The sequence below is a fragment of the Spongiimicrobium salis genome, from assembly GCF_043678055.1.
GTDB lineage: Bacteria > Bacteroidota > Bacteroidia > Flavobacteriales > Flavobacteriaceae > Spongiimicrobium > Spongiimicrobium salis.
Window position 1 is genome coordinate 198,761 of sequence record NZ_JBHEQA010000004.1, and the last position, 14,310, is coordinate 213,070.

Sequence of the window (14,310 nt, forward strand, 5' to 3'; positions counted from 1 at the left end):
TATTGGAATCTATACAAGCCATAAAACAACGTTATGAGATTATCGGAAACGATATTAAACTCAATCGTTCTATTGAGAAAGCCATACAGGTAGCTCCAACAGATATTTCTGTTTTGGTTACGGGGGAAAGCGGGGTAGGAAAGGAAGCAATGCCAAAAATCATTCACTCACTTTCCCACAGAAAACACGCCAAGTATATTGCCGTGAACTGTGGCGCCATTCCGGAAGGAACCATAGACAGTGAACTTTTTGGTCATGAAAAAGGGGCTTTTACGGGAGCTACTTCTACACGAAGCGGGTATTTTGAAGTGGCCAACGGAGGGACCATTTTTTTGGATGAAGTTGGGGAATTGCCTTTGACCACCCAAGTCCGTTTATTGCGTATTCTTGAAAATGGGGAGTTTTTAAAAGTAGGATCTTCCCAGGTACAGAAAACAGATGTCCGCATTGTAGCAGCTACAAATGTGCAACTTTTCGATGCTATCAAAAAAGGAAAATTTAGAGAAGATTTATATTATCGTTTGAGTACTGTAGAAATTGTAATCCCCCCACTTCGGGAACGGCAAGGGGATATTCATTTACTCTTTCGCAAATTTGCATCGGATTTCGGTCAAAAATACAAAATGCCCACGATACGCTTGGATGATGGCGCCATACAGCTGTTGCAACAATACCGTTGGCCAGGAAACATTAGGCAATTGCGGAATATTGCCGAACAAATCTCTGTATTGGAAAAAGAAAGGACCATATCCCTAAATGTATTGAATGGATATCTGCCCAATGCAAGCAGCACCAATTTGCCGGCGGTCATTGATTCCAAGAAAAATGAAGGTGATTTCAGCAATGAGCGTGAAATTCTCTACAAGGTCCTGTTTGATATGAAAGGGGATCTTAACGATCTTAAAAAGCTGACCTTGGAATTATTAAAATCCAACGATACGGAAAAGGTGCAGGAAGAAAACGAAAACCTCATTCGAAAAATTTACGGCAAGAACGGAGAAGAAGTTACTGAGGAAACCCACTCCCCTTCCATGGAAGTATTACAACTTCCAGAACCTATTCCGGATACGCCTAGTATACCCACAACAATACCCCAAGAAGACAAGTATCATTTTGCCGAAGAAATAGAAGAGGAAGAAACCCTATCTTTACAGGATAAGGAAATAGAATTGATTAAAAAATCCTTGGAACGCAATCGTGGCAAACGAAAGGCTGCCGCTTCTGAATTGGGCATCTCGGAACGCACCCTATATCGAAAAATTAAACAGTACGATTTGTAATATGAAAAAAACAGCATCCATTATTATAATGCTATGTGTACTAAGTCTGCAGTCTTGCGGACTAAAAGGAGTCACCTATAACCAGACTGGAGGAGATCAAGGAGATGCCGAAACGTTTACGGTAAATTTCTTCCAGAATCTTGCAGCGCAGAGCCCTGGCTCTGTTTTTGAACCAGGGCTGGACAGGGATTTTACCCAAGCGGTACAGGAGACCATTAACAACCAGACAAGCTTGAGCTTAAAAGGTAGCGATGGAGATCTTATTTACGAAGGGGAAATTGTAGAATACCGCATTGCGCCGATGTCGGCCACTGCACAACAGACCGCCAACCAAAACCGATTGACCATGGCCGTCAATGTTCGTTTCTTCAACAAGACCAAGGAAGATGTTGATTTTGAACGTAGGTTCTCTTTCTTTTTCGATTTTGATGCAAACACACAAGTAGATGCGATACGAAGCGAAGCGCATGATGCTATTTTTGAACGTTTAACGCAAGATATCTTTAACGCCTCTCTAGCAAACTGGTAATCCTATTATGAATGTAGCGGATTTCACATATCTCTTACAACATCCTGAAAAGGTTAACTCCCCGGTACAAGCGAAGCAATTGGAGGATATTTTGGAAGAGTATCCCTATTTCCAAGCGGCTAGGGCAATTCACCTTAAGGGCTTGCGAAATTTAAATAGTTTTAAATACAACAATGCCCTTAAAATTACAGCAGCATACACCACGGATCGTGAGATTCTTTTTGATTTCATCACTTCAAAAGATTTTTTACAAAACACGATTGCGGATACCATTGGAGGAAAGACCACGGCTTTGGCCGATACGGAAACCATTGCGGAAGAAGTTTTGACGGATAAAGAAGTAGACACCACGATGATCGAGGGATCGGAAGACAACCCTCTCCCTCAAAATATTGGTGATGCGGAACAGATTCTGGATCCCACCCTCTTTAAATCAAAGGACCCCGCCATTGATAAATCGATTGCCGAGGCTAAAAAAAAAAGTGAATCGGAAATAGGGCAAGACGCTCCGGTCTCTTTTACCAAAAATGAAAAATACTCCTTTGCGCAATGGCTTCAACTTACTTCTGTAAAGTCCATTAACCGCAGTTCTCCAAAGGAAACCGCAACAGAAAAAGAACCGCCCCCATCTATGGATTTTCCATTGGAAGAAGCCGTTTTACGAAAGAAAAAATTTGAATTGATCGATAAGTTCATCAATGAGAATCCTAAAATTATTCCCTCTGATAGCTCGGCGCCAAAAGTTCCCATCAAAGCTTCTTCAAAAATTAATAAAAATGAATTGATGACGCAGACTTTGGCCAAAGTATATCTCGAACAAAAAAAGTACAAAAAAGCAATACAGGCCTACAAAATTTTAAGTTTGAAATATCCAGAAAAAAGTGGTTTCTTTGCAGACCGAATTAAGGCGGTGGAAAAAATACAAAAAGAAAATACATAGTTATAATGAGTACGTTTACAATATTTTTAATCCTCATCATCATTGTTGCACTCCTATTGGTTTTGGTGATTATGGTACAGAACCCTAAAGGAGGAGGACTTTCTTCTTCATTTGGTGGAGGTGGAAACCAAGTTATTGGAGGGGTAAAGAAAACCGGCGACTTTTTAGATAAAAGTACATGGGTTTTAGCAACATTTCTTATTGTTCTTATTTTATTGTCCAATGTGGCACTAAAAGGGAATTTTAGCGAAAGTGACTCTAAATTATTACAAGGTGATAGTGCTCCTGCAGAGGTAGAGGAAGTATTACCGGATAGCACTCCTGCTGCTGATGAAGCAAGTCCGTTGGACACGATTCAGTAAGTTTATACAACATTATAAGAATTCAAAATGCCAGCCGAAATGACAAGCTGGCATTTTTGTTTTAACAAAGTGTCAGTTTTATGCCAATGGCATAGTTTCTGCCTAACATAAGGAAGAATTTCAAAAATTAATCAATCGACCTCAACAGGTAGGTCTTAAACATTCATAGTATTATGGCTAAAGTAAACATCAAACCATTAGCGGACAGGGTACTTATAGAACCTATGGCTGCGGAAACAAAAACGGCTTCGGGTATCTATATTCCGGATACTGCCAAGGAAAAACCACAAAAAGGCAAAGTAGTTGCCGTAGGTCCTGGAACCAAAGATGAGCAGATTACCGTTAAGGTTGGAGATACTGTACTTTATGGAAAGTATGCTGGAACAGAATTAAAATTAGAAGGTGGAGATTATCTAATGATGCGCGAAAGTGACATTTTAGCAATCATCTAAAAGCAGTAATAAAACAAATCAAAAAAGCTCTTGCTTTCGCAAGAGGCACAATAAAATTCACAAATTATGGCAAAAGATATAAAATTTGATATTGAAGCACGTGATGGCCTACGAAGAGGTGTAGATGCATTGGCCAATGCAGTAAAAGTAACCTTAGGTCCTAAAGGAAGAAACGTGATCATCAGCAAGTCATTCGGAGCTCCTGCCGTTACAAAAGATGGGGTTTCCGTGGCAAAGGAAATAGAATTGGTCGATGAGTTGGAAAATATGGGCGCACAAATGGTAAAAGAAGTTGCTTCCAAAACCAATGATCTTGCCGGAGACGGAACCACTACAGCTACCGTTTTGGCACAGGCTATCGTAAAAGAAGGATTAAAGAACGTTGCCGCCGGTGCAAACCCAATGGACCTTAAAAGAGGAATCGACAAAGCGGTTGAGGCTTTGATCGCCAACTTGTCCAAGCAATCCAAAAAAGTAGGAGATTCTTCCGAGAAGATAAAACAAGTTGCTTCAATTTCTGCCAATAATGATGAAACTATTGGAGAATTGATCGCACAAGCTTTTGGAAAAGTAGGTAAAGAAGGTGTCATTACCGTAGAAGAAGCTAAGGGAACAGACACGTATGTGGATGTTGTTGAAGGAATGCAGTTTGATAGAGGATACTTATCTCCTTATTTCGTTACCGATTCTGAAAAAATGATTGCCGATCTAGACAATCCTTACATCTTGCTATTTGACAAGAAAATCTCTTCCATGAAGGATTTACTACCTGTTTTGGAGCCGGTTGCACAAAGTGGAAAACCACTAGTAATCATTGCCGAAGATGTAGATGGTGAAGCATTAGCTACTTTAGTGGTCAATAAACTACGGGGATCTTTAAAAATTGCCGCAGTCAAAGCCCCAGGTTTTGGAGACCGAAGAAAAGCCATGTTGGAAGATATCGCTATATTGACCGGAGGAACCGTGATTTCTGAAGAAAGAGGGTTCTCTTTGGACAATGCCACCATAGATATGTTGGGAACTTGTGAGAAGATTGCCATAGACAAGGACAATACGACCATTGTCAATGGATCGGGAAAAGCAAAAGATATTAAGACTAGGGTAAATCAAATTAAATCCCAAATTGCTTCTACGACTTCAGATTACGATAAGGAAAAACTACAAGAACGTTTGGCCAAATTGTCCGGAGGAGTTGCCGTACTCTATGTAGGTGCCGCTTCTGAAGTAGAAATGAAAGAAAAGAAAGATCGTGTAGACGATGCATTGCATTCTACAAGAGCTGCGGTTGAAGAAGGTATTGTTGCCGGAGGTGGTGTAGCCTTGATCCGTGCAAAATCGGCCCTTTCCAAAATAAAAGCGGAAAATGCCGATGAAGAAACTGGTTTACAGATTGTAGCGAGAGCTATTGAATCGCCTTTACGTACTATTGTTGCCAATGCAGGTGGTGAAGGATCTGTTGTAGTCGCCAAAGTATTGGACGGCAAAGGCGATTTTGGTTTCGATGCAAAATCAGAAACTTATGTAGACATGCTAAAAGCAGGAATCATTGATCCTAAAAAAGTAACTCGAGTAGCTTTGGAAAATGCAGCTTCAGTTTCTGGAATGATTTTGACTACGGAATGTGCCTTAATTGATATTAAAGAGGAAAATCCAATGCCAGCAGGTCCACCAATGGGTGGAGGTATGCCAGGTATGATGTAATCTCAATTTTATATCCGCATAAAAACCGCTTCCTAGGAAGCGGTTTTTTTATTTCTTCAAACCAATCCGCAGAGATTCAGCTTACTACTTTCTGTAAAGCGTATTGGTCATTTTAGTTTCTCTCCCACCAACTACTTTAAAAAAAGAAAATAGACTATTTTAGCTACACAGATAACCTTTACCATGTCATTCCTTAGGCTTTTTCCCTATAAAAATAGCATTTTCGCTTCAAGACCCTTCGTATTATGCCTTTGTATAATGCAGTTGTTTTTATGGAATACATCCCTCCTATTCTCCCAAGACATTCCATCCTTGAAAACAACATTGGAGCGTAGCTCGGATGCCACCGAAAAAACAGAAATAAGTCTTGAAATCTCTGGTTTATTTTTTAGATCAAATCTGGACAGTGCCCTCTTTTATTCCAATCTCGCCCGTACGTTTTCCGAAGAAACGGGAAACCATACACTTATCGCCAAGGTCCGCCTGCAGAAATCCGGAATTCTTATCAATCAAAGAGAATTTGACGATGCGGAAAAACTAATTCGAGAAGGTTTGGAAGATCCCCAAATAGATTCGATCAATCTGGCCCGAAGCTATCAGAACCTAGGCAATATCTTTAATTATAAACAAGAATATGAAAAGGCGATCACACATTATTTACAGGGGGCGGACTTTTTTGAACTTCTAAAAGATACCATCAGTCTAGCTAAGGTCTATACCAATATCGGAAGTTTAAATGCTAGGTTGGGCAATCCCCAAAAAGCCATCCAATATTTGGACAAAGCATTGGCATATGCCCGCAAGGACAATTTCCTTAGCATGCAAATCTTGACCAATTTGGCAAATGCACAATACGCCAACAACGAATTGGGACAAGCCATCCTCACTTCTCAAAAAGCAGAAAAATTGGCGGTAGAAAGCAATGCACAACGCTACCTTGGGCATATTTATTCCAACTTGTGCAATTTTTATTTGGAAGAAGGTAGTTATACTACCTCCATTGACTATGGGCGCAAAGGCTTGGCCATTAAAGAAACTTTACAACAAAATACCGATATTCTGCGAAATAATATGGGATATGCCCATTTAAAGCAAGGGCAACATCAAGAGGCACTACTACATTTTGAAAAAATTCCCAAAAAAATAAATCCTGATTTAAAAATCCTGGTATTAAATAATTTACGTCAAGCTCATGAAGGATTGGGAAATATTGCCAAAGCACTTTCTTATGCCAATCAGCATAGCATTTTAAAAGATTCGGTAAATACGGCTAGGCAACAGGCTCGGGTAGCAGAATTAACAGCGCAGCATGAATCCGAAAAGAAACAACAAGAAATTGATTTATTGCAGACCAAAGATGAGTTAAATACCCTAAAATTAGAAGAGCAAAGCAATTTTCTTTGGGTATCTGGACTTTTTGCACTTCTCATCATTATTTTAGGTATCATTTGGTATCAAAACCAGAAGACCAAACAGTCATTACAAACGGCTAGAATTCAGCAGCGCCTGTTACAAACGCAATTAAATCCACATTTTTTATTTCATGCCTTAAATAGCATACAGGCTTTTATTTATCAGAACAAGAAAGAAGAATCTGTTGGCTACCTGGGTAGTTTCAGTAAATTAATGCGTTCCATCCTAGAGAGTTCCGATCAAGATTTCATCACACTTCAAGAAGATATCGATGCCCTGACCGATTATATGGATCTTCAAAAATTAGGCGCAACAAAACCCTTTGAGCATCATATTTCCATAGATCCAGAAATTGATACGGATATCGTATTGATTCCCCCCATGTTTACACAACCCTTTGTGGAAAATGCTTTGTTGCATGGCATTAAAGAACTTGAAGATGGCGTCATAAAAATTGACTATACCTACACTGGGGATTCCCTGAGCGTGTCTATTGCTGACAATGGATCTGGATTCTCCAATAATGGTTCAAATAACGCCAATCAATTACATCGGTCCATGAGCATGGACATTCTCCATGAACGGGTACAAAACCTTAAAAAGACCTATAACTATCTGTGCAGCATTGATCTGAATCCAAAGAAAGAAGGAACCGTGGTCCTATTGACTTTTCCTGTGCGACACAAAAAATTGTAGGTATCTTTAACCCTATGGAAAATCAACTTAAATGTCTTATTATTGAAGATGACCCTGCCGCTGCAGGCCTTGCTCAAGACATTATACAACAGCATTTCCCACAAATAACACTGTTGGAACACCTTACAAGCATAAAGGATGGAGCTGCACAATTGCCACTCCTACAGCCCGATTTTGTGATATTGGATATCAATCTGGCCGATGGCAATGCCTTCTCTTTATTGAAAAACCTGAGTAGTATTGACTTTAAAATTGTATTTACTACCTCTTTTGACACCTACGCGGTAGAAGCTTTTAAATTTAGTGCATTGGACTATCTGCTAAAACCTTATACCCCTAATGAACTTATCGCCGCCGTACAGAAAGTAATTCTTGAAACCCAGAAGGAAAACTATCAGGAACAACTCCAGGTTTTCTTTCACAATTTCAATGCAAGCACACAAGAAAAGAAAATGGTGCTGAAAAATTTAGAGGCAACGCATATTGTAAATATAAATGACATTCTATATGTGCAATCAGACAATAATTACTCTTCCTTCCACATCATGGATGGGCGAAAAATTATGGTTTCAAAGACACTGAAATCCTTTGAAGACAAATTAGGAAAACATCAGTTTTTTAGGATACATCAAAGCTATTTGATCAATCTGAACCATATTCAATCCTTCGATAAAAAGAATGATACCGTACAGTGTATTCAGGGCGCCTCCCTTCCCGTTTCCCATAGTAGAAAGAAAATTCTATCTGACTTCCTCGATGCCCTATTTTAAAATTCTAGGTGCAACCATATGAATTCTAAACGCTTTATCTCAAATTCTAATTGCTCCTCAATCTGAGAAGAGGGTGCAGTATTTTAGTATGGTTATTGCAAAGTAACCAGCATAAAACAACTGCATCATGAAAAAAATTACAGCAATCCTCTGTGTGACATTCTTAACCATGGGTTTTCAAACCGCAGAAGCCCAGATTTGGAAAAAAATCAAGAAAAAAGCAGAAAAAAGAGTCGCGGAAAAAGCGGATAAAAAAATCAACGAAGTACTCAACCCCAATAAAAAAGAAGAGGAGCAAAAGAAAAAAGAGGAATCCAAAAAAACAAAGCCCGTTACCAATGGGAAAGAAGCAAAGGTAACAGATGGGGCTTCCGAGGAAATTTGGAGAAATTATAAATTCATCCCCGGAGAGAAGGTTATTTTTTACGATGATTTATTGACCGAAGAAGTCGGGGAATTTCCTTCCAGATGGGATTTGGTCAAGGGAGGTGCGGAAGTAGCACGTTTCAATGGGGAAAAAGTTATCATTGGCACCGCAAAATACAGCAATAGGGTTATCCCATTATTCAAAGAAAAGAATTACCTCTCGGATGAATTCACCGTGGAATTTGACATTTATGTTGATCATGTTTCCAAAGAAAACAATAATTCATGGGCAGATTATAATTTGTACCTCACGGCAGATAGGTATGATGCGGGTTCCAACCCTGATGTCAGCTTTAATTTAAGGCATGCCGTAACCAACGGTCATGTTGAATCGTATAATTTCCAAATAGAAAAAACGCCATTGGGTCCACTCAACGCATGGCATCATTTGGCGCTTTCCTATCATAAAGGAAAATTCAAAATGTACTATGACGACAAAAGAATCATCAACCTTCCAAAACTTACCATTGTACCAGACATTATTGCCATTGATTTTGATGGACATACCGATACGGATGAGCCTGTACAGGTAGCCATTAAAAACATAAGGATTGCCCATGGAGGCGGGCAAATGTACAAACGCATCCTGGCCGATGGAAAATACAGTACCCAAGGTATTCTTTTCGATACGGCAAAGGCCACACTAAAACCTGAATCCTACGGAATCATCACCAAATTAACAGATATGATGACCGATAATAAGGATTGGCGTTTTGAAATTGTGGGACATACCGATACTGATGGTGAAACTGCCGTTAATTTAGCCTTATCCAAAAAGCGAGCAGAAGCGGTGAAACAGGCTTTGATCAACAATGGCATCCAAGAAGAACGCCTGAGCACAGATGGAAAGGGTGAAAGTGAACCTCTAAATGCAAACAGCACTCCTGAGGAAAAAGCAAATAACCGACGTGTTGAATTTATTTTAAAAAGCGCCTAATGAAAAAAATACTATACCTTATTCTAGTTCTCCTTATAGGCACTCAAGCCTATGCACAAGAATGCAATGCTGCCGTCTTTCTTAAAAAAGGTGCAAAACTGACCTATACCGATTATACCAAAAAGGGTAAAGTAGAGAGCACTTCTGTACATGAAACTTTGGAAATAACAGAAGAGGAAGGTAGTCTAATTGCGGCCATAAAAGCAACATTGTTTAATGCTAAAGGGCAAGAACAATTTACCACAGAGTATGCGGCAGGCTGTAAAAATGGCCTTTTTTATATGGATATGCTGCGCTTCTTTGATATGGGAAAATTAGCAGAGCATGACCAAAAAGATATCGAACTTATAATAGATGGGGATGTACTTTATTTTCCGGTAAACATGCAAGCGGGAGAGGTGTTGGAAGATGGCAATATCAATATTAAGGTTAATGCCAACGATTTTACTGTGGTGACCATGACCTTTACTATTTTCAATCGCAAAATTCTTCCCAATGAAACCATTACGACAAGTGCCGGAACTTTTGATTGCCAAGTGGTGACTTTTGATTTTGAGTCAAAATTTGGAATCATCAAGGTTCGGGGATCTGGGAAAGAATGGTATAAAGAAGATAAGGCTGTGGTAAAATCCGAATCTTATAATAAGAGAGGAAAATTATTGGGGTATCATGAATTGACGGCAATTAAATAGAAGGTTAGAAGAATAAATATATTAGAGGCAAAAAATTATTATGCTTCCATAGTCAGTGTAAACAAGCTTAAGTAGCACTAATTTCTGTTTCTTCCAATTCAAAGAAATCATTCACCGGTTTTTGAAACACCATAGATAATTTTAATGATAGTACGGTTGAAGGAATATATCTGTTTTTTTCAATAGAATTAATAGTTTGACGTGATACCCCAATTTTATTTGCCAATTCTTCTTGAGTCATATTCAATATGGCTCTTTCTATTTTAAGTCTATTCTTCATTAATTATGTAGTCTTTTTAAATATTCGAAATAGAATATCTGCACACTCAGCAATAACCAAAGTATCATCCAATCCCCAATACCGTCAAATACTCCTTGTTTTTCACTAAAAACAAAATTTGCCAGATAAGAAAGTAAAGGATTGGTAATTGCGATGAATACGGCAAAAATAAAGGCAAAAGTAAAGGAATGCATTCTCAAGTTTTTTATCAACTCGTCTTCAATTTTTTCCCGAGAAATAGAAACAATCAACAGACCTATCAATAAGGAATATTTTGCAACCAATTTATAGTTGGTATCCTTGTCCGTCAAGAAAAGAGCAATAAATGCAATACCACAAATTAGCCATCCTATCTTTTTTGCTTTATTGGGCAACTGGTATTTCTTTAGTTTATCAATACTTCTCTCGTCAGAAATCATCGATGATTTAGATTCCATAATCTTAGTTTTAAGACTATCCTAAACAACGATATAAACTTGTTATTAAGGAAAGTTAAACTTACAATATGACAAATATACTTTACATTTTTGAATTTAAAAAATGATATCTCAGATTTTTGTATCCCCTTTTTAATTTTGCGTATTCTGGTCGTATTTTGTGATTTGGCGGGCATTGAATACCTTTGTAAAAAAAAGATAATGCTTCAGGAATTGCGCCCTAAAATCACAGCGATATTAGACACTCCAAATGTAGATATTGATACTCGTCTACAACAAATTTGCGACCTCTTAAAGGCTTCGGTACCGTACTACAATTGGGTGGGGTTTTATTTTAAAAACGGAGATAAAAATGAGCTAAAACTGGGTCCCTATGCCGGCCTTCCCACCGATCATGTGATTATTCCTTTTGGAAAAGGGATTTGTGGACAGGTGGCGGTATCCAATGAAAATTTTGTAGTGCCCGATGTTGCGGCACAGGACAATTACATTGCCTGTAGCATTGATGTGAAATCAGAAATTGTGGTTCCCCTATTTGTGAATGGTGAAAATATCGGTCAGATAGACATTGATTCCAACGTTGCAGATCCCTTTTCAGAAGAAGACGAACGCTTTTTGGAATTTGTAAATGAAAAAGTAGCTGAGATTCTTTAAAACTTTAACGGTTTTGTTGATAAACCAGTTATCGTTTTACGTTCAAAAAAATTACTTTTGTGTGCTTATTAACTATATGTATATCAGATGAGCACCACCAAAAAAGCAACTTCAGCCCTAATCTCAGTTTTTCACAAAGATGGTTTAGCCCCTATTGTTCAAAAATTAGATGCCCTCGGAGTTACGCTATATTCTACCGGAGGAACCGAAAAATTCATTAAAGACCTAGGAATCAATGTTGTGCCCGTTGAGGAGGTTACCAGTTACCCTTCTATTCTTGGAGGGCGGGTAAAAACCTTGCACCCCAAAGTATTCGGTGGAATCTTAAACCGACAGGACAATGAAAGTGATGTTGCACAATTGCAGGAATTTGACATTCCACAATTGGATATCGTCATTGTTGATCTATATCCTTTTGAAAAAACTGTAGCCAGTGGAGCTTCAGAACAGGACATTATCGAAAAAATTGATATTGGTGGCATTTCTTTGATTCGTGCCGCAGCTAAAAACTATAAAGATGTACTCTGTGTTTCTTCTATGGAAGATTATGATGAAGTGCTGGAATTGATCAGTACCGGAGATGGAAGTACAACATTGGAAGATCGCAAACGCTTTGCCACAAAATCCTTTAATGTTTCTTCCCATTATGATGCCGCAATATTCAACTATTTTAATGCGGCCCAAGAAGAAACTGTTTTAAAAATAAGTGAAACCCGGGGACAAGTTCTGCGTTATGGGGAAAACCCCCATCAAAAAGGAGTATTCTTCGGGGATTTTGATGCTATTTTTGACAAACTCCATGGAAAGGCACTTTCGTACAACAATCTTTTGGATGTTGATGCCGCAGTGAACCTGATTTTAGAATTCAAAGAGGACGATCCTACTTTTGCCATATTAAAACACAATAATGCCTGTGGTTTGGCCACACGATCTACAATTCATCAAGCCTATGTTGATGCACTTGCAGGGGATCCCGTATCTGCTTTTGGCGGGGTACTCATCAGTAATACGGCTATTGATGTGGCTACCGCTGAAGAAATCCACAAGTTGTTCTGTGAAGTTGTCATAGCTCCTGGCTTTAGTGAGGAGGCCTTGGAAATTCTTAAAGGGAAAAAGAATCGTATTCTTTTGACCTTAAAAGATACCCCGCTTCCCCAAAGTTCAGTTCGCACCTGTTTAAACGGTATTCTTGTACAGGATAAAGATGCCAAAACAGATGCTTTGGAAGACCTTAAAAATACAACAACAAAAACACCATCCGAAAGAGAATTGGAAGATTTGCTTTTTGCCTCAAAATTGTGCAAACACACTAAAAGTAATACCATTGTATTGGCAAAAAACAAACAATTATGCGCCAGTGGTACAGGTCAAACCTCAAGAGTTGATGCTTTAAATCAGGCCATCCACAAAGCTAACTCCTTCAAATTCAATCTAGAAGGAGCTGTAATGGCCAGTGATGCCTTTTTTCCTTTCCCAGATTGTGTAGAAATTGCGCATAAAAGTGGTATAACCAGCGTTATACAACCCGGAGGTTCTATTAAGGACCAATTAAGTATTGATTATTGTAACGAAAATGGGGTAGCCATGGTCATGACCGGCACACGCCATTTTAAGCATTAATTTGCTACTTTTACCGATAAAGTTTACTTTTAATCGAAAATCAAACGAATATATATGGGATTTTTTGATTTCTTAACAGAAGAAATAGCCATTGATCTAGGTACCGCCAATACACTGATCATACATTTAGACAAAGTAGTAGTAGATAGTCCTTCCATAGTAGCAAGAGACCGAATTAGTGGAAAGATTATCGCCGTTGGCAAAGAAGCCAACATGATGCAAGGAAAAACCCATGAAAATATAAAGACCATTCGCCCCCTAAAAGATGGGGTTATTGCCGATTTTGATGCTTCTGAAAAGATGATCAATATGTTCATTAAAAACATTCCGGCCTTAAAGAAAAAATGGTTTCCTCCCGCATTGCGGATGGTGATATGTATTCCGTCGGGGATTACTGAGGTTGAAATGCGAGCGGTAAAGGAGTCTGCAGAACGCGTGAACGGGAAAGAAGTGTATTTGATTCATGAACCTATGGCCGCTGCCATTGGTATTGGATTAGATATTATGCAGCCAAAAGGAAATATGATTGTTGATATCGGTGGTGGAACAACTGAAATTGCCGTTATCGCTTTAGGAGGTATTGTTTGTGATAAATCGGTAAAAATTGCGGGAGATGTTTTCACCAATGATATTATTTATTACATGCGTACACAACACAACCTCTACGTTGGGGAAAGTACTGCTGAAAATATTAAAATCCAAATAGGTTCTGCTACTGAGGATTTACAGGACCCACCAGATGAAATGTCTGTACAGGGAAGGGATTTATTGACAGGAAAACCAAAACAGGTACAGATTTCATTTAGGGAAATCGCCAAAGCCTTGGACAAGTCCATCTTAAGAGTAGAAGATGCGGTGATGGAAACCCTTTCACAAACACCACCAGAACTTGCGGCTGACATCTATAATACCGGAATTTATCTTGCAGGAGGCGGATCGATGTTACGCGGCTTGGACCGAAGGTTATCGCAAAAGACAGATTTACCGGTGTATATTGCAGAAGATCCCTTAAGGGCAGTAGTGCGTGGAACAGGAATTTCATTAAAAAATTTAGATCGGTACAAGAGTATATTGATCAAATAGATCACATCCTTGCGTGATGGCTCTGTACATTTTAGCAC

At 38.9% G+C, this 14,310-nt stretch carries 15 protein-coding genes; 13 read left to right on the forward strand and 2 right to left on the reverse strand.

The annotated features are described in order from the left end of the window. The first annotated feature begins 2 nt into the window (after positions 1-2). From ACEXOE_RS18105 to ACEXOE_RS18150, 10 genes are all read left to right on the forward strand, one after another. The gene (locus ACEXOE_RS18105) at positions 3-1,280 is read left to right on the forward strand and encodes a sigma-54 interaction domain-containing protein (RefSeq protein WP_394750259.1); all 1,278 of its coding nucleotides are present in this window, start codon (positions 3-5) and stop codon (positions 1,278-1,280) included. A 1-nt stretch (position 1,281) separates the two neighbouring features. Next, the gene (lptE, locus tag ACEXOE_RS18110) at positions 1,282-1,809 is read left to right on the forward strand and encodes an LPS assembly lipoprotein LptE (RefSeq protein WP_394750260.1); all 528 of its coding nucleotides are present in this window, start codon (positions 1,282-1,284) and stop codon (positions 1,807-1,809) included. Positions 1,810-1,816: 7 nt separating this feature from the next. Continuing rightward, entirely contained in the window at positions 1,817-2,749 is a 933-nt protein-coding gene (locus ACEXOE_RS18115; protein WP_394750261.1) for a hypothetical protein, read from the forward strand. A 5-nt stretch (positions 2,750-2,754) separates the two neighbouring features. Further along, positions 2,755-3,111, forward strand: coding sequence for a preprotein translocase subunit SecG (gene secG, locus ACEXOE_RS18120; RefSeq protein ID WP_394750262.1), 357 nt, complete (start codon positions 2,755-2,757; stop codon positions 3,109-3,111). A 173-nt stretch (positions 3,112-3,284) separates the two neighbouring features. Beyond that, positions 3,285-3,563, forward strand: coding sequence for a co-chaperone GroES (locus ACEXOE_RS18125; RefSeq protein ID WP_394750263.1), 279 nt, complete (start codon positions 3,285-3,287; stop codon positions 3,561-3,563). A 66-nt stretch (positions 3,564-3,629) separates the two neighbouring features. Then, positions 3,630-5,264 carry a chaperonin GroEL gene (gene groL / locus ACEXOE_RS18130; protein ID WP_394750264.1) on the forward strand — a complete coding sequence of 545 codons (1,635 nt, stop codon included), beginning with the start codon at positions 3,630-3,632 and terminating at the stop codon, positions 5,262-5,264. A 312-nt stretch (positions 5,265-5,576) separates the two neighbouring features. After that, positions 5,577-7,373, forward strand: a complete 1,797-nt coding sequence (locus ACEXOE_RS18135) for a tetratricopeptide repeat-containing sensor histidine kinase (protein WP_394750265.1) — start codon at positions 5,577-5,579, stop codon at positions 7,371-7,373. A 14-nt stretch (positions 7,374-7,387) separates the two neighbouring features. Continuing rightward, the gene (locus ACEXOE_RS18140) at positions 7,388-8,143 is read left to right on the forward strand and encodes a LytR/AlgR family response regulator transcription factor (protein WP_394750266.1); all 756 of its coding nucleotides are present in this window, start codon (positions 7,388-7,390) and stop codon (positions 8,141-8,143) included. Between the two features lie 127 nt (positions 8,144-8,270). Then, positions 8,271-9,506, forward strand: coding sequence for an OmpA family protein (locus ACEXOE_RS18145; protein WP_394750267.1), 1,236 nt, complete (start codon positions 8,271-8,273; stop codon positions 9,504-9,506). Continuing rightward, complete coding sequence (locus tag ACEXOE_RS18150) at positions 9,506-10,198, forward strand: TapB family protein (protein WP_394750268.1); 693 nt, start codon at positions 9,506-9,508, stop codon at positions 10,196-10,198. Before ACEXOE_RS18145 ends, ACEXOE_RS18150 begins: the two co-directional genes overlap by 1 nt. A 67-nt stretch (positions 10,199-10,265) precedes the next feature. Here ACEXOE_RS18150 and ACEXOE_RS18155 read toward each other — a convergent pair whose 3' ends face one another. Then, positions 10,266-10,478: a helix-turn-helix transcriptional regulator gene (locus tag ACEXOE_RS18155; protein WP_394750269.1), complete on the reverse strand. Its 213-nt coding sequence runs from the start codon at positions 10,476-10,478 to the stop codon at positions 10,266-10,268. Continuing rightward, positions 10,478-10,915, reverse strand: coding sequence for a hypothetical protein (locus tag ACEXOE_RS18160; RefSeq protein ID WP_394750270.1), 438 nt, complete (start codon positions 10,913-10,915; stop codon positions 10,478-10,480). Before ACEXOE_RS18160 ends, ACEXOE_RS18155 begins: the two co-directional genes overlap by 1 nt. 201 nt (positions 10,916-11,116) lie before the next feature. Between ACEXOE_RS18160 and ACEXOE_RS18165 the strand changes: the two genes are divergently transcribed. The 3 genes from ACEXOE_RS18165 to ACEXOE_RS18175 all read left to right on the forward strand — a co-directional run bounded on the left by ACEXOE_RS18165 (position 11,117) and on the right by ACEXOE_RS18175 (position 14,272). Next, complete coding sequence (locus ACEXOE_RS18165) at positions 11,117-11,569, forward strand: GAF domain-containing protein (protein WP_394750406.1); 453 nt, start codon at positions 11,117-11,119, stop codon at positions 11,567-11,569. Between the two features lie 87 nt (positions 11,570-11,656). Further along, positions 11,657-13,189, forward strand: a complete 1,533-nt coding sequence (gene purH, locus ACEXOE_RS18170) for a bifunctional phosphoribosylaminoimidazolecarboxamide formyltransferase/IMP cyclohydrolase (RefSeq protein WP_394750271.1) — start codon at positions 11,657-11,659, stop codon at positions 13,187-13,189. 54 nt (positions 13,190-13,243) lie between these two features. Beyond that, positions 13,244-14,272 carry a rod shape-determining protein gene (locus ACEXOE_RS18175; protein ID WP_394750272.1) on the forward strand — a complete coding sequence of 343 codons (1,029 nt, stop codon included), beginning with the start codon at positions 13,244-13,246 and terminating at the stop codon, positions 14,270-14,272. Positions 14,273-14,310 lie beyond the last annotated feature (38 nt).